The following is a 21,258-nucleotide window of genomic DNA, read 5'->3' as shown; positions in this document are numbered from 1 at the left end:
GAGTGAAATTCATTAGACCAACTTAATAGTTCTATAGTTATTAAGCTCATCTAACCTGCTCTAATGAATTTAATTTCAACACAGTTACATAGGGCTAGCTTGTTCAGGAATGACCTAGAACTTGTCTAAAAATGACATCAAAAGATGAAAGGTTTAAGCCGACACACCCTCTCTAAATTCTTTAGGAGAAATACCATAAGTCTTCTTAAAGATTTTTGAAAAATGCGCGCCATCCCAAAAGCCCCATTTCAAAGCAATTTGGGTAATCGAGCTTTGTTTATTTCTTTTATCAAGCAAATCTGCTTTGACTTTTTCTAAGCGTTTGAGCTGTATATATTTGTTAATAGATAAATTTTCTTGAAGAAATAAACGGTAAAGATGACGCAGCGATACCCCAATATGCTCTGCAATTAATTTAGGTGTTAAATCCGGTTTTGCTAAGTTTTCTATAATATAGCGCTCAGCTTTTTCCATCAGGTTATTAGAGCTATTAATATTTTTATAATTGATTGTAGGTTTGATTAAAGCAATTAGAGCATCTTCAAAAGCATTACCATCTTCGGTTGCATACCAAAGTTTGATGTTCTCAGCAGACATATTTTTCAAAATATTCTTGAGTAAAAAACCACTCATATTTTGCGTAATCAGCTTTCCAAAATATTCAGTACTAATATTTTCTTTAAGTAATTTTTCACGCGACAAGTGCACTGAAATCTGGCTTACCAAGCCTTGCGGATACATCGAAATAGTTTCGACCGGATCTACCAACACAATATCGCCTTCATTTAGGCTTAGAGTTTCATTTTTATACTCGAGCAGCATTTTTCCAGAATACTGCAAAATCAAAAAGCAAAAACGATTATTGACTCGATCGATTTCATCGGCTTTTCGGACAATCTTATTTGCATTATTTCTGATAAAAGCAATTTCGGTATCACCCAACAAGAAACATTGAACTTCTCCAATGAATAAATTACGGGTGCCATCAAAATCAGTTTCAAAATTTCCGCAAACATTCTTGATATGATGTGTCCAATTCAACAATGCATCACTTACATATTGGTTCATCCCTTACCTCTCTATACACGTGCCACCGCGAAACATTTTCTTTCGCTGTAGTTCACTGTCTTGGCTTATTTGCAATCATGTTTTATTGATAAACAAATTGTGTGCCAAAAATTCCTTATCCTTGGAATTCTTTTGATTATAGTCAGCTAGATGTAGAAGAGCTGATAAATCAATTCAATTTATCAGCTTAATGAGGCTTATGCTACTCCTGCAAAGTCTCGCAGCATGGTAATAAAAATATCCTTTTGTTCCTCAGAATATTTTTTAAACACTTCATTTTGGTGGCTATCGGCAATATCAAATAAATACTGTGCCGTTTGTTTACCTTTATCAGTCAGTGCGTATAAATTATCGTGATCGACCAGCAATCCTTCAAATTTTAAAATTTCGGCCGATCTTTCAACCTCTTGCATTGGCATGGCAATATCTCGTGGTAAATCTTCTTTACTTGAGGCAGTACCACTTGCCAAAACAAGTAAGAGACGTGATTCACTGGTACGGAACCCAGAAGCCATTTGCTTAGGAATATAGTCGGTTTGATAAGCTTTAAAAGCACGACTCATTAAATAGCAGACATTGTTATATAAATGCCCATAATGTGTTTGGTCTACGCCATTCTCTTCAGTTTGTTTCACTTGAAGGCTTGGATGCGGCATAACACAAGAATATGCGCCTTGATGGTACACCAGCGGGCTTCGACCTTGGTCATGAAAACGGACTACCTTGCCAACAATAATCCAGTGGTCACCACCTTCAATAACTTGATAACGTTCGCACTCAAACACCGCAGAACAATTTTCTAAAATGGGTGCGCGTCCTGCACCAAGTTGAAAGTTCGTGTCTGCAAACTTATCAATATTACGTCTCGAAAACTTATTAGACAGCTCAATTTGGGTGCCTGATAAAATATTGACTGCAAAATGTGTCGCTTCTTCAAATACCGAAAAACTTGAAGACTTTTTATCAATACTCCACAAAATAAGTGGTGGATCGAGCGACACCGAGTTAAAACTATTTGCAGTGACCCCAACTTTCTCGCCTTGTGCATTTTGTGCAGTAATAATGGTAACGCCTGTTGCAAAATTTCCTAATGCTCGTCGGAACTGTAGTGGATCGACCGTAAACTCATCTATTTGTTGTAATACATTCATCATCTTTCTCCTAAACCTTCTCTTACATCCATATAAATCGCGAGAGCATTAGATATCTAAAACTAATCTCGGTGTTTTAGAGCGCGAACAGCACACCAATATTTGTTCATTGCTGGCTTTTTCTTCATCAGTAAAATAAACATCTCGATGGTCAGGTTCGCCTTCAATTACATCGCACATACAGGTTCCGCATACGCCTTGCTCGCAAGACATTTCAATCTCGATGCCTTCTTTAGCCAAAGCCTGCAAAATGGTTTCGCCCACTTCGACCATAATGATTTTTCCACTACGCTCAGCAACGACTTCAAATGAATCTCCAGATGTGTCTGTTTCAACTTGGAAATATTCTTTGTGGATTTGCTGCTCTGGAAAATCATGGGCCGTGGCAAGGTTAATCACCCAGTCCATAAAACCGACCGGCCCGCAGGTATAAATATGGCTTTCAAGATCAATATTTTTAATGGCAGATTCAAAAAATGCGCGGTGGCTTGCACCTTCAGACTTAAAATGGAAAGTTGTATATTTTGCTAACTCACCATTTTTAATTTCATCAACAAAAGCACAGTTTTCAGGGCTAGCGCCACAGTAGTGAAGCTCAACTGATTCGCCTTCAGAGGCAAGTTGATAGGCCATTGTGATTAACGGCGTAATCCCGATTCCACCGCCAATCAATACACTGTGTTTGGCTTTTAAAAGTGGAAACAAATTTTTTGGCTCACTGACCTGAATTTGCATGCCATCTTTGATTTCATCAAAAGCCGATACTGATCCACCACGAGAATCAGGGTCACGCAAAATTCCAAGGCGGAACTTACCTTCGTCATTTGGATTTTGGCAAAGTGAATATTGACGCACCATCCCATTTGGTAAGTGCACATCAATATGTGCACCAGCTTCAACTTTTGGCAATGTTGCAGAAGTTGCAGATTCAAATTCCATGACTGCAATATTTCCGCCTTCAACATGGCGATTTTTAACGACAACATCATAAAGTGTAGTCATGATTCAACTCCCTTTTCATGCGTAAGCTACATGCTTAGCGCATGAATAAACCACCGTTAATATCCCATGTTGCACCAGTCACAAACCCCGCATTTGGACTCGCGAGCAACCCACAAGTTTCAGCAATAAAATGCATACTTCCCAAGGCTTTAACAGGAATATTTTGGATGAACTGTTCAATTTTTTCGTCTGACACCACACTATGAACAATCGGTGATTCCATCGGTCCCGGTGCAACCGCATTAACCGTTACACCTTTTGCAGCAAATTCTTTAGCAAAAATTTTGGTTAAAGTCACAATCGCACCTTTGGTTGCCGCATAGTGTGCACCCGTTGCAGTGCCACCGTTTTGGCCCGCTAAAGACGCCATATTAATGATGCGTCCATAGCCTTTTTTAGCCATATATTGACCAATAATTTGACAAGCCTGAAAAGTGCCACGTTGGTTGACTTGAGTCACCCAATCAAAATCAGCTGCGGTAATTTCTAATACTGGAGTTGCCTTGGTGACAGTTGCATTGTTAATCAACACATCAAGTTTAGAAAACTTCTCTTCAATCCACTGCACCACGGCATGAAAATCTGCTTCGACTGAAATATCTAGTTTCACAGGAAACATATTTTGTGCATATTGACTTTGTGCCTTTGCATTTTCGGCCTTTTCAAGCGTACTGGCTGACAAAATCACTTGATGGCCTTGGCTCGCAAAATACTCTGCAATCACATTACCGAGTCCAGAAGCAGCCCCTGTCACTAAAACAACTTGTTTCATTTGCTGCTCCTAAAGAATATAGCTAATACCAGCTAAGGTATCGGTTGAATTAACCAAGTTAATGATTTTACGATTAATTTTAAAACCTGTAGCCGCATCTCGAACCAAATGGTAAGTAATATCTGCGGTGTAATGCTTGAGGTTTTCTTTACGAAACTCACGTAAGTTTTGAGCACAGCGTAAAACGATTTCATTATCTTGGTCTTGAATAACTCGTACACGAGAAACACTACGTACCGTATTTGCCTTAGGTGCAGTTGAAATTGCTTCACCATTTTCAAGACGCTCTACACGTAAAGTACGCATATGGTTATCGTCATAGGCATAATTTAAGTTGTTTTCGTAGTCGGTTAAGTTTGGGTCAATTGGAATGATATAAACACCCTTTTCATTCCATAAATTGAGCCATTCACGGTATTCACTGTGGTCTAACATGTCTGCTTCAGCCCAGATGAAAGCAGTGACTTCATTTAATAATTGCAGATTCATATTCATTGCTCTCTCCTTAAGCCTTCATCATCTTTTTCCACTGCTGATATGCTGCACGCATACCTGTTTCAGCACTGACATCACTTTTTAAGCCGTCTTCAGTTTTGACTTCGCCCGGTAAACCGCGGTTTAACATGATCCATAAATCATTGCCTGCATTGGCGCCGTGTTGTACGCGTTCCCAAGCTTCAGAGTCATCTGGTGTACCAAAACCAAATGGACCTTGGAAATGTTCATGCAAACGCAAGCGATACTGATTGGCAATTTGCGGACCACCGTCCATCGTAATTACCGAGTGATGAATTTCTGTTTCAGCAACTGAAATTGGCTGTAAAACACGGAAGAACGCCATTGAACATGCAATATTCGGGAATAAATTTAAGTTAAAGCCAGAACCACCAACTGCACGCACAATACGGCGTACTTCTAACTCTTCATGGCCTTCGTCGCGCAAAGCTTGAGCTAAGTCTTCAAAACGTTCTTGAATTGGACGTTCCATTAATTCTTCATCTAGATCGACCAGTTCAGGAATCATCACCATGACACTGTGACCATTACCTAAGTCTTCAACAAAGCCCGGCTGGTTTTCGAAGTTAAAGAGTTCTTCGGTTTTTTCATCAACAGAACTTAAGAATGACTTGTGTACCAATGGGAAGTGATAAGCATCGGTGGTGTTTTCAAGCTGAATTTTCCAGTTACCCGGGAAGCGGAAACGGTGTTCACCCAACACTTTAATTGGATAACCCGCCCCTTGTTTCATAAACAGGTCAATCCATTTTTTTGCAGGTCCAAGGAACTCTTCAAGCGGCTGAATGTCTTCTTTAAATGAAGCGAAGATCATGCCGTTATATTCTTCTACACGTAGACTAACTAGCGGTAATTCAGACTTATCTAAACAATCGCCGTAGCTTTCCGGAGATGGCACACCACGTAAACTACCGTCAAGTGCATAACTCCAACCGTGGTACGGACATACAAAACTATTGGTTTTTCCTTTTTTATGTTCGCATACGGTTGCGGCACGGTGACGACAACGGTTCAAAAGTACATGGACTTTCTTTTTACGGTCACGCACCACAACCACAGGTTGTTTACCAATATTAATGGTTTTATAGCTTCCACCCTCTGGAATTTCGCTGGCATGTGCAACCCACACCCAAGTGCTATAAAAGATTTTTTCCATTTCTTCATCAAAAATGCGTTCATCTTTATAAAGAGAAGTATGGGCACGGTCACTTTTAACTAAAGTTTCGTAATCAGTGCCAATGTTATGCGTTGGGATAATACTGTTCATATCAATAGTCCTTTTAAATATGTCCTGGGTCATTCCTGGGAAGGTATCGGCAATTCGGCTTCACTGTGCCAATGCGATACGGGACGACTGAAAATATTCTGTGTCTGGAAATGTTTAATCTTCCATGTTCCATCTGCTTGCTTTTGAAACTTCACGTTGAGCTTTGCTGCATTCAGATGACTAGGGCCATCTTTAAAAGTTGAAGTTTGCAACATGAGCCAAGAAGCATTTGCATGGTGCTGATTTACATAGATTTGCTCTGAATTTACAAAGTGTGCATTCATGACAAAGTGAGACTCTTTTTGGGTATAGCTTTTAAACATGTCGTAAATCGACTGCCAAGAGTCATATCGACCAAACGATTTGGCATATTTCTCGCCAATACCTTCCCAAATACAGTCTTGATCAAAAAGATTCATTAACTCATCAAGATCGGTATTTGCATTGAGCTCATCACAGATTTCCATATAACGGTTCAGGCAATTACGAATCGCGTTGTGCGCTTCTAACTGCTCTAGCCGCTCCATGATTTCTGCAATATTCACTTTGTCATTCATTGCGGTCGCCTTAACGTTGGATAATCAATTCGCGCCCAACACGAGCTTCAACTTTGCAATATTTCCAAAGCTTGTATGGCCCTTCACCCACCACGGTCGTTCTAAACAAATTACAAGCCGCATGTACTGTCTCAATATCTGGAACATCTGCAAGCAAGTATGTCGTCCATGGCCAACCTGCACTTGGACCAACCATGCTTTGGTCATCATCAAGATTTCCAAAAACATGCACACCCGGTAAGTCATGAATACCATTCCACATTTCACCAAATGCTGCCCAAACTGCTTTTGCTTCAGCAGGTTCTGCATCAAAAAAGTTTTGGTTAATACCCATGCAGAACAAAACACGTAATGATTTTTTAGCTTCCATCTCAATATCCTTTTAAAAATTAAAACTTATAAATAACCTGGGGTTGGCTTTAACCCGAAACTGATTGAGCCTGCATTTTGTAAGGTCGCATCGCCCATAAAGGCATGCTGGGTCACCACGTTGGTGTCGTTTACAAAACGGCTAAATGGATTGTTGGTATAAATCGCTGTCATGCCCGCGAGCATTTGCATTTTTCGGGTCACTTTGGCGCAAACTCGAGCTGCATGGGTACATGCCAGACGCATATCGCTAATTTGTTCAGCAGTTGCCTCATGTCCAGCAATAATTTCATTCCAAACAATGTCCATGGTTTGATAAAACCAAGATTTTGCTGCCTGAAACTCTGCGTCTGCTTGAGCGAACTCATATTGAGTCACTGGGCGGTTGGCAATTTCCGACCCGCCTGTAATTGATGCTTTACCGGGTGCCAATTTTTCAAATTCTTCTAAAGCCGCAGCTGCAACACCAATACCAACCACGGTTAACACTTGAGTCGCCAAAGACAGTGAGGGATATTTAAAAAATGGTTCACTTAGTTTTGAAGGTTCACCACGTACAAAGGTCCATTTCTTTTCGACCAATACATCTTCGACTACCAAATCATGGCTTCCCGTACCTTTTAAACCAACGGTGTCCCATGTCATTTCGATTTTGGCTTTTTTTGCAGGCATCACTGCCATGCGTGGTAAACCTTGCATTTCATTGTTTTTAAGCGGTGAAATTCCCACGCCAACAATGTCAGCTCCCATACACCCACTTGAGAATTTCCAGCGTCCACGAACCACTACACCATCATCGGTAATTTCAGCAGGCTGCGGCGGAAAAATACCTCCAGCAAAAACTACATCTGGCCCATTTTGATACAACTCTTTAAGCGTTTCTTCTGGCAAGCTACCTAAATAGGCAGGGCTCATACCGAAACTTGCCACCCAACCCACTGAACCATCAGCTTTAGATAAAGTTTCAATCAATTCACAAAACTGTCGTGGTGACCATTCTTCGCCGCCAAAACGTTTTGGAACTAATGCACGGTAAACACCGATTTGCTTAAGCTTTTCGATAATGTCTTGGCTCACATAAGCCTGATTATCGAATTCACCTGTACAGGCACGCTCACGAATTTCTTGGCACAAAGCATCTAAGTCAATTGCTTTGTCTTGAGAAGCAAACTCCATTTTAGACAACTTATTCATCATCTAACTCCTTGTAATTTATTGCATTGCATCAACACAAAATTTAGCTATTGCACATAATTGCTCATCTTTTTGATGCTTCGATACGATCTGTAAGCCCACAGGTAAACCTTCACTGGTTTCAAGTGGCACTGAAATGGCGGGATGCCCTGATAAGTTAAATGGACGAACTAAAGCCGTAAGATTCAGAAAAGCGACTGTATTTTCAGCTTCAGCAACTTTTGGTGGAATTTGCGGAAGTGTCGGTAAGATCAATGCATCATATTTTTCTAATAAAGCATCAAGTTCTTGAGTCAGCTGCTGCTTCACAACTTCGGCTTGTTTTACTTGCTCAAAGGTAGTTTCAGCAGCTTTTAACAGGCGATTATTTACATCGGTACCGATTAAACCTGTTTTGGTTAACTCACCAAAAGCTTGCCAATTTTCATAATTAATAATCTGCATGCCTGCATTATAAGCAGCTTCAAAATGTTCAACTTTTTCTAAAGTCGTCGGTAAATTCGCTTTTTGAAGGGCTTGTTGAATGCAATTCCAAATAACTTCATCTGCTTTTACATCTAAAACAGCAAGTTTTGGTGCATTAGTACATTGAGTAGGTTTGAAAGTTGGATCAATAATTTGCATGGCTTTTTCAATCATCTCGACTGAATTTGCAAAGGGGCCAACGCAATCTAAAGAACTTGACGGCGGATATACGCCTTTTCGACTTACACGACCAAAAGTCGGTTTTAAACCAAAAACTCCACAGCATGCAGCAGGCATACGAATAGAACCACCTGTGTCAGTGCCTAGAGTAAAGTCAGCTTGTTTAGCAGCAACCGCTGCAGCCGAACCACTTGAAGACCCACCAGGAATAAGTCCAGGATATTTTGGATTAATGGGTGTACCAAAAGCGTGATTAATGCCCGTAATTCCAAAAGCCAATTCGTGCAAATTTGTTTTTGCAATAATTTCACAATCTGCTTTTAAAATGTTTTTAACCACCTCGGCATCATCTTGAGCAGGTTCAACATTTAATAAAGCTCGACTGCCAGCAATGGTTTTTAGACCCTGAATATCAATCGTATCTTTGACCATCACCTTGAGCTTGCCACTTCCTTTGTGCACGCTTTGGCTAACAATATTCATTCACTTTTCCATGTATTTTTATCCATTAACTAAAATATGAGAAAATTTAATGGAATTGTCAAGTATTTTTTATAATTTGTACTCAAGGAAATATGCAAAATTTTGTTTATAATAGGATTACCCTTTTTTCACTAAGTTATTGCTTAGCTATGCTTGATCATTTAGAACAATTTCTTCCTAATAAAGAACCGTCGAGTATTCAAAACTTCCCTTTTTTTTGGATTTCCCAAGTTAATGGAAAATATTCTCAACTTATTGAAAAATCAATAAAAAAACTAGGTATTGATAATACACGCCGTAAAATTATTTTAAGTACCAATGCCCTTGGAGAAGCAAGTATTACCGATATTGCTAATCTTTCGACTTTAAAATTAACCACTGCAACCAAGGCTGTATATCGGTTAGTTGAAGATGAAATCGTTGAAGTCTACTCTTCTACTTCAGATGAACGGATCTCAATGGTGAAATTAACTGCCAAAGGTGTTGAGCTGGTTGAACAGATTAATCAGATTAGTGTTGTGACCTTGGCTGGTATTTTGAATGCTTTTTCAGAAGATGAACTCCATAATCTAAATAACCAGTTGAAGAAATTATTTGATCTTATGCCTTCAAGCTAACTTAGATTCATCTTGTTTAAACATGAAAGAGTGAGCAGAAAACCGATATGGCTTTCTGCTCACTCTTTTTTAAAATATCAATATTTATCAAAAACCTAAAATCATAAAACATCATTTCCTTCCTACAAATCATAATAATTTCTAAATTTTCCGATTGTTTAAATACCTATTAGGTATCCAAACATACTCAATAAGTAATGGAATTTTACATATAAAAAGAAAATAATATTTCCATCATATAGAAATTCTCACCTTCTTCTTTAACTATCTTTGTCTGTATATGCAGTTTGTATATAAGGCAATTCTTCAATCAAACAGGTTATTTATTTTTCAAAAGTTATTGGGGGGACACCAAACTATCTTTTAGGAAACATAGATAGCCGAGATTCAACTTCTCTAAAAGAGTTTTATACATAAGGATTAAGTGTATGAACCAAAGTAATATCGCTGTTGAAAGGACACAGAAGAAAAGCAATGCCTATGCATGGTATGTGGTCATACTTTGTATGCTGGCATATATATTTTCATTTATTGATCGCCAAATTCTCGCTCTCATGATCGAGCCGATTAAAGCCGATCTTCAACTTTCAGATACCCAGTTTAGTCTATTACATGGCCTTGCCTTTTCACTGTTTTACGCCGTCATGGGTTTACCTTTAGCCTATATTGCCGACCGTTTTTCACGCCCAAAGCTTATTTCAATCGGTATTATTGTCTGGAGTTTGGCAACAGCCACTTGTGGTTTAAGTAAAAACTTCATTCAACTATTTTTAAGTCGTATGGCTGTTGGTGTAGGCGAAGCTGCTCTATCTCCTGCTGCATATTCAATGTTTAGCGATATGTTCAGTAAGGACAAACTCGGTCGCGCCGTTGGAATCTATTCTGTTGGAGCTTTTTTAGGTGGCGGTATTGCCTTTTTAGTCGGCGGTTATGTCATTAATTTACTTAAAGGCGTGACTTTAATTCAAGTTCCTTTATTAGGCGCACTTAAGGCATGGCAAATCGCTTTTTTAGTAGTAGGTTTACCCGGCATCATTATTGGTTTGCTATTTATCCTGACAGTTAAAGACCCAGCACGTAAAGGTCAGCAGCTCAACCCAAACGGGCAAGTTGACCAAGTTAAATTCACACAATGTCTTCAGTTTATTAAAAAGCATTCGAAAACCTTTGCCTGTCACTATTTAGGTTTTACCTTCTATGCTATGGCGCTCTACAGTCTTACTAGTTGGACACCCGCATTTTATATCCGAAAGTTTCAACTCGCTCCAACAGAAACAGGTTACATGCTTGGTACCATTCTGTTAATTGCAAATACATTAGGGGTGTTTTGTGCAGGTTGGTTAAATGATTGGTTTATCAAAAAAGGACGCCAAGATGCTCCGATGATTACAGGTGTGATTGGTATTGTTGGTCTGATTATTCCAATTTCGTTTTTTACCCAAACAGACCAACTCTGGCTTTCAGTGAGCCTACTCATTCCAGCAATGTTCTTTGCATCGTTCCCTCTAGTAATTTCGGCAACAGCCTTACAAATGTTAGCACCAAATCAATTTAGAGCACGCCTTTCAGCTCTCTTCCTTTTGATCAGTAACTTAATTGGGCTTGGTATTGGCACAACACTGGTCGCAATCATTACAGATAAAGTTTTTGCTAACCCCTTAATGGTTGGCTCATCTCTATCTATTGTTGGTGGGTTGTCTTGTGTACTGGCTTTAATTTTACTTTTCAAAGGCTGCAAATTCTTTAGTGAAAGTATGAAGCTTGAAAAATTAAATTAATTGCAGCAATCACCTTCTATTTAACAGTGCTCCCTTGAAGAACTTAGGGAGTACTACACAAATATTTCACAATACGTAATGCCTAGGACTGGCGCATAGATTTTGGAAATGGATTATGGAATTATTTCAACGCTTTAAACCGCAGCCTTTAGCCATAGCAACTTTAGTATTGATGTGTGGCAATTCATGGGCTGCAAACCCAAATCAGCAAACTGAAGATGAATGGAAATTCACTTTAAAAAATGCCTACATTAATCGTAATTTTGATAATGACGCCCTTAAAGATACGGGAAGTTGGTCTCAGGCAGCATCGTTATTTTATAAATCGAAAATGCATGACACCCCACTGCAAATTGCAGATAAGCCAATCACCATTGGTGCCAATGCTTCTGTGCAATACGCCGTACGTTTAAGTTCAGACAAACATGTCGCCGACACCGTTTTACCTTTTAATAAAGAAACACAATCTCAAGCATCAGACTATCTAAAATACGGTGCAACCTTAAAGCTGGGCTATGACAAAACACTTTTAAGTGTCGGTGAACTCTGGCTAGATTTACCTGTAACTGCCGTAGATGCTAGCCGTCAGTTACTCACTTCGTATTGGGGAACCAATTTGAAGTCTCAACTTTCGGATCAGCTTTATGCCGAAATTGGTCGAGTTGAAAAAGTGTCACCGCGAAATGAAGAAGACTTTAAAAAGTTTTCTTTTACGGCCAATGGAATTACCAAAGAATCGGATGGCTTAAACTATCTGGACTTACGTTATCAATTTACGCCGTCTTTAAAGGGTGAATACTATTTTGGTAATTTAGAAGATCTGTATAACAAGCATTATGTAGGACTTGAGCATACATGGAAGCAGCCAACTTTTGCCCTCACCTCTAAGTTTAAATACTTCAATGCAAAAGATGATGGCAATACTTTTGATATTGATGCTCAAAACATCGGCCTACTTGAAACTGTAAAAGTGAAAAACCATACCTTTGGTTTAGGTTATCAACAAATTATTGGTGAATCAGCTTATCCACTACCAGATGGCTTCTTACCAGAAACCTATTTTATTAACTGGAACGCAACCGGATTCTTTAAAGAAGATGAAAAATCTTACCATGTGATGTACGGCTACGACTTTAAAGACTATGTACCAGGCTTAAATGCGATGGTGAAATATGTTTATGGCCATGACTTCAAGGCAGCCAATGGCGAAAAAAACCATGAGACTGAATCGAATGTGATTTTAAACTATGCATTTCAGCAGCCGTTCTTAAAAGGCATTGCCCTGCAATATATTCGTATTGATTACAACGTCAAACACGGTAATGACTTTGGTGAAGACCGTCTATTCGTCAATTACACCAAGAAGTTCTAAATATAAAAAATTACCCCCTAAAATTTAGGGGGTAATTTTTTATCCTAATTTATTGACCAACCTTAAAGGCAAAACCTTCATTGCAATACTCATCGGCAACCATGGCCACTGCGGTACATAAGCTTTCACGGGTTGTTTTTCGATAGCTTTGACTAGTGCTTTGCACCCTGTTTTAGCATCGACTTCAAATGGCAAATGTTTAGCACCTTCATTCATTTCAGTGCGAATGTAACCTGGGAAAATTGTTGAAACTTTAATTGGCGTATCCAGTAATTCAGCGCGAATACCTTCAGCCAAGTGAGCAACCGCAGCTTTGCTTGCCGCATAGGTCGATAAATGTTTTGGTAATCCACGCATGGCACTCATGGATGACATCACCACCAAATGGCCTGCGTTTTGCTCTCTAAAAATTTCAACCGCCGCTTCACACTGCGCTAAGGCAGAGATAAAGTTGGTTTCAGCGGTGGCTTTGTTAATTTCAAAATTGCCTTTGCCAATACGACGACCATTTCCGACTCCAGCATTGACAATAATTCGGTCTAAATAACCAAACTCTTGCTTAAATGCACGAAAAACTTCGAAAACCTGATCGTAATGAGTCACATCTAGACTTTTTGCAATCACCTGAATGCCATATTCATTTTCAAGTTCGGTTTTTAAAGTCTCTAATCGATCTAAACGGCGTGCACAAATCGCCAAGTTATAGCCTTTCGCTGCAAATTCATGAGCCATACCCGCACCCAACCCAGAACTTGCACCTGTAATTAAAATTGTCTTTGCCATGCTTTTATCCTTATTTTTAAATCCATGTCAGTAAATCTGGACGCTCAGCTTTTATAAAATGATGTTCATTTAAACTTAAAACCTGAGCTTCATTTCCAACTAAACGTAAAGTGGTGAGACTTGTATTGGTAATTGCCCAGTTCAAGGCAAAAGTTCGATTTGGACTCAGTTCAAGTAATTTGCCAATTGCGACAGAAATCACACCACCAGAGGTAAAAACGACTGCATAACGAGGTTTGGTTTTTGCCAATTCATCACAAAGTTGTTGTAGTGCTGTTTCAACTCTGTCTTTAAAATGCGGCCATGACTCATCATATTCATGATGAAAATCACCATCGGTCCAGCGTCCAATTGCGCCTTCAAATATTTTGGCAAGATAGGCACGCGGATTATTATCTTGTGCTACGTCAGCTTTTAACAATTCCGGTTGTTCAAAACGCGGTTCATAACGTGCAAAAACCTGCTGATGATTAAACTCGTTCCATAAACTATTGTGATTAATCACCGCATCAGGAAAACATTCATTTAATGCGAGTTGTGCGGTTTGTTGATGGCGCTGCATGGTACCCGCCACAACATAAGGTTGCTCTTTCAATATTCGCTTAAAGTATTGCCCTAATAAAGTCGCTTGAGCTTCACCATTTTCAGACAGCTCATCATAGTTGCTTTTACCAAATGATGCCTGACCGTGTCTTACCAGATAAATTGTGGTCATTTTCTTAAAATACCCTGTATTTTCTGTAGAGATTGCTGAGCAAATTTCGATTCTTGAATTTTTTGCTGGCCAATAAGTTTTAAAGCTCTGATATGTAGCGCATGAATGACGATCCAGAAATCTTTAAAAGCAGGGTTTCGGGTTTGTTTATGGTAATAGCGGTAGTAAATTTGCTGAGCGATCACTGCTAAACGGAATACGCCAAAGACTTCATAAAAAGCCCAGTTTTCAGGCTTCAGTCCTGTTTTTTGCAGGTAATAATCAACAACTTCTTTGCGAGAAAACATTCCCTTTAAATGGGTAGGCTGACGGCGTGTCGATCTGAAAATCATATTATCCGTAGGCTCAACCCAATAGGCCAAAGCACTGCCTAAATCCATTAATGGATCACCCAAGGTTGCCATTTCCCAATCCAGCACGCCAATCACTTCAGTTGGATGCTCTGGATCTAAAATCACATTATCAAAACGCCAATCATTATGAATAATGCAAGTCGTGGAATCTTGAGGAATATTATCGTTCAACCATTTCCGGACATATTTAAATGAAGGAACATTGAGCGTTTTAACTTTTTCATATCGCTTATCCCAACCTTCAACTTGTCTACGGCAATATCCTCCCCCTTTGCCTAGTTCAGCTAAAGGCGTGTTTTCATAAGGAACTTGATGTAACTCGATTAGCTTATCAAGCACATTTACACAAAGTTGGTGAACATCATCTTCATTAAATCTAAGCTCGGGCGGCAATTTTGCACGAGGAATAATTCCCGCAATGCGTTCCATGACATAAAAATCACAGCCAATAACCGTTTCATCCTGACAAAGTGCCACCATTTTAGGAAGTACCGGATAATAAGGCGCAAGGTTTTTCTGCACCATATATTCACGGGCCATATCGTGAGCAGACTTCGCTTTTGTTCCTTTTGGAGGACGTCGTAAAATTAAATCGGTATTTTCATACTTTAAACGATAAGTCCAATTTGAAGCACCACCTGTATATTGGGTCACGATTGCTGGGCCAACCAACTCAACGCCTTGGTTCTTTAACCAGCTTTCAACTGCTCCAATATCAAGTTCTTCACCTTCACGTACTTCACCGCCTATATCAATTACCGACATTCTAATTTCCTTTAAACTTATACTTTCTTATGACGACCATAACCACGTTTGGCTAATTCTAATTTGGCAATCATGCCTTTATGTACTTCATCTGGACCATCAGCTAAACGTAAACTACGCGCTTGAGCAAAGAAACCTGTTAATGGTGTATCTCTTGAAACGCCCGCACCACCATGTAGCTGAATTGCCATGTCGACTACTTTTTCTAAAACACTTGGAGCCACCACTTTAATTGCAGATATTTCTGTTAAAGCGGCCATATTCCCTAAAGTATCCATTTTATAGGCTGCATACAAGGTTAAAAGCCGAGCTTGGTCTATCGCTACCCGCGCATCGGCTACTCGTTCGAGGTTCCCACCGAGTTTTAAAATTTCTTTGCCAAACGCCGTTCTAGACATACCACGGTCAATCATCAGTTCTAAAGCTTTTTCAGCAGCACCAATACAGCGCATACAATGATGAATACGCCCAGGTCCTAAACGGCCTTGAGCAATTTCAAAACCTTGACCTGCACCACCAATAAAGTTTTCGACAGGTACTCGAACATTATTAAAATGAACTTCACCATGTCCATGCGGCGCATCGTAGTCTCCAAACACTGGTAACATACGCTGAATTTCAACACCCACCGTATCAATAGGCACTAAAACCATGGAGTGTTGATGATGACGGTCTTTGCTTTCATCGGGGGTATGAGCCATAAAAATAATGACTTTGGCATTTGGGTCACCTAAACCAGACGACCACCATTTTTTGCCATTTAAAACAATTTCATTACCATCGATGAGTGCAGTAGCTTGCATATTTGTTGCATCACTTGAAGCAACGTCTGGTTCGGTCATACAAAAAACCGAGCGAATTTTTCCGTCCAGTAAAGGCTGTAACCATTGTTGTTTTTGTTGCTCACTGCCATAGCGCCATAACAATTCCATATTTCCTGTATCTGGTGCATTGCAGTTAAAAACGGTTGGTGCCAATAAACTACGGCCAGTTAATTCAGCTATGTGCGCATATTCTTGAACACTTAGTCCTGCACCGAGTTTTTCATCGGGTAAAAACATATTCCAAAGGCCAGCTTGTTTCGCTTTTGATTTCAGCGTTTCTAGAAGTTCAGGCCACTGCCATTTTTTCCAGTTTCCATCCGGATTTAGCTCATGAACTTCTTCCCAAAATTTTGCTTCAACAGGTTCTATTTCTTCTTGAATAAATTTTCTTGTTCGCTCGACAAAATCTTGAGCTGTTTTTGAAAGTTCAAACATTATTTTTTCCTTTACATCATTATCTTGTCTTTACATCAACATAACTTGAAACTTAATATGAATGAAATGATTTTATTAAATAAGACATCATGAATAATATTCATAACCTGCATGGGCTCGATTTAAGCTTTTTCCATCGAATAGATATCAATTTATATCCTCTTTTTATCGCGATTTATGAGCAAAAAAGTATTTCAAATGCTGCAAGTAGCCTCAACATTACACAATCGGCAGCAAGCCATGCTCTGCAACGGTTACGCCAACAACTCGAAGATGATGTATTTATACGTGTAGGCAATAAAATGTCTGCAACGCCTTTTGCAGAACAGATTTACCCCACTGTGAAGCAAGCGCTTTTAACCATTCAAAATATTAGCCTGCAGAAACACGTCTTTGACCCAACCAGTTTAAAAAACTTAAAAATCGCCGTGCATGATGAAATTGAGCCTATTATTCTTCCAAGACTTGTTCAACATTTTCAAAATCTTAATTTAGATTTGCAGTTTGTGAGTATGAAGCTAGATCGAAAACATATTACGGCCGACTTGGCGACGCAGCAGCTCGACTTCGTGATTGATTTGGAACAATACTTATCTCCAAAAATTACCTTTGACCACCTTGTAACAGACGAGTTCGTCATTTGCAGTCAACTTAAAGAAGTCGATTTATCGAGTTATATCAGTGGCCGACACATCGGTGTTTCGTCACGCCGTACGGGTGCTTTACTTGAAGATATTTATTTAAACCAACATCAAAAAATTTCAAGAAATGTATTCATGCGCTGTCAAAACTACTCAACAGCATTACAAGTTTTGGAGGCTCAAGCTGACGCAATATTGACTATGCCCCGAATGATTTTGCAGCATTTATCCTATAGTTCGGACATTCGTTTGCATTCACTCCCATTTGAGATAACCAATATCAAAATGGGGATGTTTTGGCATGAAGATTTAAGGGATAATTTAAGGCATCAATTTTTGCGACATGAAATTATTAAACTTTTTCTGTAAAGCAAATTGATCTACTAACGCCTACATCGTACAAGGACCTGTCATGAGTAAAGATGAACGAATAATCCAGAATCAGGACAACAAGAAAACTATTCGTCATGAAGATTACATTGCTGGCATTGGTAAAGGCATGGCAATTTTAGATAGCTTTAGTAGCAATCAACATCGTTTAAATATTTCTATGGCTGCTGAAAAAACTGGACTCACCCGAGCGGCGGCTAGACGTCATTTATTAACTTTAGAATATTTAGGTTATCTTGAGTCTGATGGACACTATTACTATTTAACTCCTAAAGTTCTTAAATTTTCGGGGGCTTATTTAGGTGCCGCTCAACTTCCAAAAGTATCGCAGCCTTTATTAAATCTTTTAACCAATCAAACCTCTCTGATTTATTCTGTGATGGTACTTGACGGTTATGAAGCCATTACCATTGCACGTAGTGCCGCACACCAACAGACTGACCGTGTAAATCCATACGGCTTACACTTAGGTAACCGCTTGCCTGCTCATGCGACCTCGGCGGGTAAAATTTTACTGGCACATTTAAGCCAAGAAGAACAATTGGACTGGCTTCAAAAATACCCACTACAGCGTTTAACCAAATATACGCATATTGAAAACGATAAATTTTTAGAGTTACTACAAGAGATTCGAGAACAAGATTGGTGTTATTCACGTGAAGAACATGAATTAGGGGTTCACGCACTCGCCGTACCTATTTATGGGCAAGACTTTAAAGTCGTTGCGGCTTTAAACATTGTTTCTCCAACCATGAAAACAACTGAAGAGTATTTAATTCAACACATTTTGCCTTTATTGCAAGAGACTTCGCGGGATTTGAGACAAGTTCTTTAAATCTTACTTAGGCTATTTTCATGGGATAAATTTTATTATTTGCTTAGGCTATTTGTTGAGTGGTGATGACTGGATGGATATGCTTAGGCTATTTCTAAAAATAATTAAATGGTATTTTTAAATAACGGACGCCATTCGCTTCAGGTTCCGGAGAATTTCCTGCGTTCATATTAATTTGAATTGAAGGCAAGATTAATTTTGGCATTGCTAAAGTTGCATCTCTTTCTTGGCGCATTTTTATGAATGACTCTTTAGAAATTTGTCGGTTTAAATGAATATTGCTTTGCTTTTGAGTTTTTATATCTGTTTGACAGATGTATTCATCACGACCTTCTGGCTTATAGTCATGGCACAAGAACATACGCATATCGTCAGGAAGTACATAAAGCTGTTGTACCGAGTCATAGAGCACCGCAGCACTCCCTTTGGGAAAGTCACATCTAGCTGAACCATAATCAGGCATAAATAAAGTATCACCCACAAAAACGGCATCAGCAATCACATAGCTTAAGCAAGCAGGTGTATGCCCTGGTGTAGGAATGTTAAAGGCTTCTATATCCCCTATTTTAAAATGTTCATGATCTTCAAATAAATAATCAAAAGGCTGATTTTCATTAAATTTTTTAAAATCAAAATTATAGATAGCTGAAAATGTTTCTTGTACGATTGAAATTTTTTGACTAATGGCAATTGTGCCACCCAATTTAGATTTTAAATATTGGGCAGCAGTCATATGGTCTGCATGTACGTGTGTTTCTAAAATCCATTGCACTTTGAAGTTTTGAGCCAAGACATAATCGATAATTAAATCAGCATTGGTTGTTTTCGTAGTCGCTGAAGCTGCATCGTAGTCAAGTACACTGTCAATAATGGCGCATTGACGCGTAACCAAATCCGCAACAACATAGCTAAAAGTATTGGTATTTTCATCAAAAAAATCTTTTACTAGAGGTTGTTGCATAGGTTTAATTTCCTTTATTTAAAACTCGGTAAATAAACATTCCTAATAACATTGCGACAATAAAATAAAGCGCTTCAAAATGTCCTAACCCAATAAGCGTTAAGGCGGGCGCTGGACATATGCCCGCTATTCCCCAGCCTATACCAAAAATAAAAGCACCAACAATTAACCTTTGGTCAATCTGTGTAGTCATTGGTAATTGAATTTGTTCATTAAAAAGTGTTTTTGGATTTTTGATCGTTTTTTGAAACGGAATAAATGCCACAGCAATAGCACCTAACATTACAAACATTAAGCTGATATCCCACTGTCCAAATATATCTAGAAAACCTAAAACTTTTTCAGGATTAGACATGCCAGACATCATTAAACCCAATGAAAACAAGCTACCAAATATAAAAGCAAAGATATTTTTCATAGGATTACCCCAACACATGACGAATGATATAAACAGTTAACATGCCAGCAAACATAAAAACTGCTGTCGCTATCATCGAGCGTTTTGATAACCTGCTCATGCCACAAATACCATGGCCACTTGTACAACCAGATCCTAGTCGTGTTCCAAAGCCAACAAGTACGCCTGCTAAAATAAGTGCATATGTGTTGGCTTTAATTTCAATTTCAGGCTGATAAAAATAACCATATATAAAAGGTGTAATCACCAGTCCAGCAATGAACCAGAATGCAGAACTTTTAAAGGTGTCCTTAGTGGGATTTATGATTTGAGCAAGCAATCCACTAATTCCAGCTACACGACCATTTATATATAAATATCCAACTGTTGCGATGCCGAGTAGTAAACCACCCAAAAAGGCATGGATAATATTTGACATAGATTTACCCAAATAATATATGTTTTTATAATATGTATTATACGCTGAGTCTTTTAGAAATACTTAAAACAAAACTCGCAGGTATATAATTTTTCTTAACAAGAAAAAGCCCCAAGATTTTGGGGCTTTTATCATTAAATTAGATCTTTAATGCCTAATTGTTCAGGCAACTTTTCCATGACTTTATTCAATCTATTATTCGCAGGAGACATGCAACCTGTGTAATGGCTTAATTTTGTTTCCGTGCCATTTGGTTGAATCCATGAAATGTAATAGCTAGACATATCGGTAGCTGTTTGCTGACATCCACCAGTTTTCGCTTGTGTGCCTGTTTCTGGGCGATAAGTTTTTAAATCATCTGCAAGTTTTTGATAGTCTTTTACACTGCCTTGAATTTCTTTAACGCCTATAGCTTTAGTATATTGTTTGCCTTCAAAGCGAATTAAGCCCGTAGGTGCTACTTCTACTGAATAGATTGGGCATGCACCAAAGCATGGGCTAGAAGCATAACGAATAGTTTCTTGTGTATTCGGTGCTTGCTGAACAGAAGCACAACCCATCAAAGCTAAACCAGATAAAGTTGCAAGAACCAAAAATCTCATCGTATCACCTATTATTATCAAGTAGCTTTAATTTATCAAATCATACACTTCTTGTCATTAAAGACTATTTTTTGTGATAGTTTTCTTTAATTGACATATTCTTACTTAGGCTATTTTATAATAGTGAAATATTATGATCAAAATCGCATAAAAAAAGGCCCATCTTGCGATGAGCCTTAAGCCAATAAAAGCTTAAAATCCTGAAATACAAATTATTACTGGGTAGTAATAACCTGCGACGACCATTCTAACGTAATGCTACAAATTATATAAATATAATATAAATATATATTTACGCTTGTTTTTCCAGCAAAAAAGTCCCACTTT

23 protein-coding genes are annotated in these 21,258 nt (G+C 38.7%); 5 read left to right on the top strand and 18 right to left on the bottom strand.

Annotated elements, in window-relative coordinates; genetic code table 11:
• Positions 1-153 precede the first annotated feature (153 nt).
• From feaR to AC07M3_RS00125, 10 genes are all read right to left on the bottom strand, one after another.
• Positions 154-1,068: a transcriptional regulator FeaR gene (feaR, locus tag AC07M3_RS00170; protein ID WP_005046790.1), complete on the bottom strand. Its 915-nt coding sequence runs from the start codon at positions 1,066-1,068 to the stop codon at positions 154-156.
• Between the two features lie 197 nt (positions 1,069-1,265).
• Positions 1,266-2,222 carry a p-hydroxyphenylacetate 3-hydroxylase reductase component gene (locus AC07M3_RS00165; protein WP_199989574.1) on the bottom strand — a complete coding sequence of 319 codons (957 nt, stop codon included), beginning with the start codon at positions 2,220-2,222 and terminating at the stop codon, positions 1,266-1,268.
• Between the two features lie 45 nt (positions 2,223-2,267).
• Positions 2,268-3,221, bottom strand: coding sequence for a PDR/VanB family oxidoreductase (locus AC07M3_RS00160; protein WP_092710628.1), 954 nt, complete (start codon positions 3,219-3,221; stop codon positions 2,268-2,270).
• Positions 3,222-3,255: 34 nt separating this feature from the next.
• Positions 3,256-3,993: an SDR family NAD(P)-dependent oxidoreductase gene (locus AC07M3_RS00155; protein WP_494566131.1), complete on the bottom strand. Its 738-nt coding sequence runs from the start codon at positions 3,991-3,993 to the stop codon at positions 3,256-3,258.
• A gap of 9 nt (positions 3,994-4,002) precedes the next feature.
• On the bottom strand, positions 4,003-4,488 hold the full coding sequence (locus AC07M3_RS00150) for an aromatic-ring-hydroxylating dioxygenase subunit beta (RefSeq protein WP_016137987.1): 486 nt from the start codon (positions 4,486-4,488) through the stop codon (positions 4,003-4,005).
• 10 nt (positions 4,489-4,498) lie between these two features.
• Positions 4,499-5,776, bottom strand: a complete 1,278-nt coding sequence (locus tag AC07M3_RS00145) for an aromatic ring-hydroxylating oxygenase subunit alpha (protein WP_494566130.1) — start codon at positions 5,774-5,776, stop codon at positions 4,499-4,501.
• 29 nt (positions 5,777-5,805) lie between these two features.
• A complete protein-coding gene (locus tag AC07M3_RS00140; protein WP_494566129.1) occupies positions 5,806-6,333 on the bottom strand; it encodes a nuclear transport factor 2 family protein in 528 nt (175 codons plus the stop codon).
• A gap of 10 nt (positions 6,334-6,343) precedes the next feature.
• A complete protein-coding gene (locus AC07M3_RS00135) occupies positions 6,344-6,703 on the bottom strand; it encodes a hypothetical protein (protein ID WP_000387554.1) in 360 nt (119 codons plus the stop codon).
• A gap of 26 nt (positions 6,704-6,729) precedes the next feature.
• Positions 6,730-7,878 carry an acyl-CoA dehydrogenase family protein gene (locus AC07M3_RS00130; protein WP_494566895.1) on the bottom strand — a complete coding sequence of 383 codons (1,149 nt, stop codon included), beginning with the start codon at positions 7,876-7,878 and terminating at the stop codon, positions 6,730-6,732.
• Positions 7,879-7,914: 36 nt separating this feature from the next.
• Entirely contained in the window at positions 7,915-9,024 is a 1,110-nt protein-coding gene (locus tag AC07M3_RS00125) for an amidase (protein WP_494566128.1), read from the bottom strand.
• A 149-nt stretch (positions 9,025-9,173) separates the two neighbouring features.
• Between AC07M3_RS00125 and AC07M3_RS00120 the strand changes: the two genes are divergently transcribed.
• The 3 genes from AC07M3_RS00120 (at position 9,174) to AC07M3_RS00110 (ending at position 12,791) form a co-directional block, all read left to right on the top strand.
• Positions 9,174-9,641, top strand: coding sequence for a MarR family winged helix-turn-helix transcriptional regulator (locus tag AC07M3_RS00120; RefSeq protein ID WP_004642999.1), 468 nt, complete (start codon positions 9,174-9,176; stop codon positions 9,639-9,641).
• A 428-nt stretch (positions 9,642-10,069) separates the two neighbouring features.
• Positions 10,070-11,419 carry a spinster family MFS transporter gene (locus tag AC07M3_RS00115; protein ID WP_092710646.1) on the top strand — a complete coding sequence of 450 codons (1,350 nt, stop codon included), beginning with the start codon at positions 10,070-10,072 and terminating at the stop codon, positions 11,417-11,419.
• 115 nt (positions 11,420-11,534) lie between these two features.
• Positions 11,535-12,791, top strand: coding sequence for an OprD family outer membrane porin (locus tag AC07M3_RS00110; protein WP_494566127.1), 1,257 nt, complete (start codon positions 11,535-11,537; stop codon positions 12,789-12,791).
• 39 nt (positions 12,792-12,830) lie between these two features.
• Here AC07M3_RS00110 and AC07M3_RS00105 read toward each other — a convergent pair whose 3' ends face one another.
• From AC07M3_RS00105 to AC07M3_RS00090, 4 genes are read right to left on the bottom strand one after another with little or no spacing between them, the layout of a single operon-like run.
• A complete protein-coding gene (locus AC07M3_RS00105) occupies positions 12,831-13,574 on the bottom strand; it encodes an SDR family oxidoreductase (RefSeq protein WP_005040180.1) in 744 nt (247 codons plus the stop codon).
• Positions 13,575-13,590: 16 nt separating this feature from the next.
• Positions 13,591-14,289 carry a histidine phosphatase family protein gene (locus AC07M3_RS00100; protein ID WP_092710652.1) on the bottom strand — a complete coding sequence of 233 codons (699 nt, stop codon included), beginning with the start codon at positions 14,287-14,289 and terminating at the stop codon, positions 13,591-13,593.
• Positions 14,286-15,407 carry a phosphotransferase family protein gene (locus AC07M3_RS00095; RefSeq protein WP_494566126.1) on the bottom strand — a complete coding sequence of 374 codons (1,122 nt, stop codon included), beginning with the start codon at positions 15,405-15,407 and terminating at the stop codon, positions 14,286-14,288. Before AC07M3_RS00095 ends, AC07M3_RS00100 begins: the two co-directional genes overlap by 4 nt.
• Positions 15,408-15,424: 17 nt before the next feature.
• A complete protein-coding gene (locus AC07M3_RS00090) occupies positions 15,425-16,666 on the bottom strand; it encodes an acyl-CoA dehydrogenase family protein (protein WP_494566125.1) in 1,242 nt (413 codons plus the stop codon).
• Positions 16,667-16,755: 89 nt separating this feature from the next.
• Between AC07M3_RS00090 and AC07M3_RS00085 the strand changes: the two genes are divergently transcribed.
• Complete coding sequence (locus tag AC07M3_RS00085) at positions 16,756-17,676, top strand: LysR family transcriptional regulator (RefSeq protein ID WP_375038254.1); 921 nt, start codon at positions 16,756-16,758, stop codon at positions 17,674-17,676.
• Positions 17,677-17,719: 43 nt separating this feature from the next.
• Positions 17,720-18,532, top strand: a complete 813-nt coding sequence (gene pcaU, locus AC07M3_RS00080; RefSeq protein ID WP_003652006.1) for an IclR family transcriptional regulator PcaU — start codon at positions 17,720-17,722, stop codon at positions 18,530-18,532.
• A gap of 94 nt (positions 18,533-18,626) precedes the next feature.
• Here pcaU and AC07M3_RS00075 read toward each other — a convergent pair whose 3' ends face one another.
• The 4 genes from AC07M3_RS00075 to AC07M3_RS00060 form a co-directional block, all read right to left on the bottom strand.
• A complete protein-coding gene (locus AC07M3_RS00075) occupies positions 18,627-19,493 on the bottom strand; it encodes an MBL fold metallo-hydrolase (protein WP_494566124.1) in 867 nt (288 codons plus the stop codon).
• 4 nt (positions 19,494-19,497) lie between these two features.
• Positions 19,498-19,911: a DUF6691 family protein gene (locus tag AC07M3_RS00070; protein WP_494566123.1), complete on the bottom strand. Its 414-nt coding sequence runs from the start codon at positions 19,909-19,911 to the stop codon at positions 19,498-19,500.
• 4 nt (positions 19,912-19,915) lie between these two features.
• The gene (locus AC07M3_RS00065; protein WP_494566122.1) at positions 19,916-20,329 is read right to left on the bottom strand and encodes a YeeE/YedE family protein; all 414 of its coding nucleotides are present in this window, start codon (positions 20,327-20,329) and stop codon (positions 19,916-19,918) included.
• A gap of 134 nt (positions 20,330-20,463) precedes the next feature.
• Positions 20,464-20,922, bottom strand: a complete 459-nt coding sequence (locus AC07M3_RS00060) for a DUF6438 domain-containing protein (RefSeq protein ID WP_494566894.1) — start codon at positions 20,920-20,922, stop codon at positions 20,464-20,466.
• Positions 20,923-21,258 lie beyond the last annotated feature (336 nt).

This window comes from Acinetobacter sp. GW821-FHT09D10 (assembly GCF_059416285.1).
Note: the sequence above shows the minus strand (reverse complement) of the source record. Positions and strands in the feature narration are given on the sequence as shown.

Bases quoted from the DNA above. Each gene is read 5' to 3' on its own strand.
- AC07M3_RS00075 (WP_494566124.1), bottom strand. From the start codon at position 19,493: ATGCAACAACCTCTAGTAAAAGATTTTTTTGATGAAAATACCAATACT.
- AC07M3_RS00140 (WP_494566129.1), bottom strand. From the start codon at position 6,333: ATGAATGACAAAGTGAATATTGCAGAAATCATGGAGCGGCTAGAGCAG.
- AC07M3_RS00160 (WP_092710628.1), bottom strand. From the start codon at position 3,221: ATGACTACACTTTATGATGTTGTCGTTAAAAATCGCCATGTTGAAGGC.
- AC07M3_RS00085 (WP_375038254.1), top strand. From the start codon at position 16,756: ATGAATAATATTCATAACCTGCATGGGCTCGATTTAAGCTTTTTCCAT.
- AC07M3_RS00090 (WP_494566125.1), bottom strand. From the start codon at position 16,666: ATGTTTGAACTTTCAAAAACAGCTCAAGATTTTGTCGAGCGAACAAGA.
- AC07M3_RS00115 (WP_092710646.1), top strand. From the start codon at position 10,070: ATGAACCAAAGTAATATCGCTGTTGAAAGGACACAGAAGAAAAGCAAT.
- AC07M3_RS00105 (WP_005040180.1), bottom strand. From the start codon at position 13,574: ATGGCAAAGACAATTTTAATTACAGGTGCAAGTTCTGGGTTGGGTGCG.
- feaR (WP_005046790.1), bottom strand. From the start codon at position 1,068: ATGAACCAATATGTAAGTGATGCATTGTTGAATTGGACACATCATATC.
- pcaU (WP_003652006.1), top strand. From the start codon at position 17,720: ATGAGTAAAGATGAACGAATAATCCAGAATCAGGACAACAAGAAAACT.
- AC07M3_RS00095 (WP_494566126.1), bottom strand. From the start codon at position 15,407: ATGTCGGTAATTGATATAGGCGGTGAAGTACGTGAAGGTGAAGAACTT.
- AC07M3_RS00070 (WP_494566123.1), bottom strand. From the start codon at position 19,911: ATGAAAAATATCTTTGCTTTTATATTTGGTAGCTTGTTTTCATTGGGT.
- AC07M3_RS00120 (WP_004642999.1), top strand. From the start codon at position 9,174: ATGCTTGATCATTTAGAACAATTTCTTCCTAATAAAGAACCGTCGAGT.
- AC07M3_RS00165 (WP_199989574.1), bottom strand. From the start codon at position 2,222: ATGATGAATGTATTACAACAAATAGATGAGTTTACGGTCGATCCACTA.
- AC07M3_RS00150 (WP_016137987.1), bottom strand. From the start codon at position 4,488: ATGAATATGAATCTGCAATTATTAAATGAAGTCACTGCTTTCATCTGG.
- AC07M3_RS00100 (WP_092710652.1), bottom strand. From the start codon at position 14,289: ATGACCACAATTTATCTGGTAAGACACGGTCAGGCATCATTTGGTAAA.
- AC07M3_RS00135 (WP_000387554.1), bottom strand. From the start codon at position 6,703: ATGGAAGCTAAAAAATCATTACGTGTTTTGTTCTGCATGGGTATTAAC.
- AC07M3_RS00125 (WP_494566128.1), bottom strand. From the start codon at position 9,024: ATGAATATTGTTAGCCAAAGCGTGCACAAAGGAAGTGGCAAGCTCAAG.
- AC07M3_RS00155 (WP_494566131.1), bottom strand. From the start codon at position 3,993: ATGAAACAAGTTGTTTTAGTGACAGGGGCTGCTTCTGGACTCGGTAAT.
- AC07M3_RS00110 (WP_494566127.1), top strand. From the start codon at position 11,535: ATGGAATTATTTCAACGCTTTAAACCGCAGCCTTTAGCCATAGCAACT.
- AC07M3_RS00130 (WP_494566895.1), bottom strand. From the start codon at position 7,878: ATGGAGTTTGCTTCTCAAGACAAAGCAATTGACTTAGATGCTTTGTGC.
- AC07M3_RS00145 (WP_494566130.1), bottom strand. From the start codon at position 5,776: ATGAACAGTATTATCCCAACGCATAACATTGGCACTGATTACGAAACT.
- AC07M3_RS00065 (WP_494566122.1), bottom strand. From the start codon at position 20,329: ATGTCAAATATTATCCATGCCTTTTTGGGTGGTTTACTACTCGGCATC.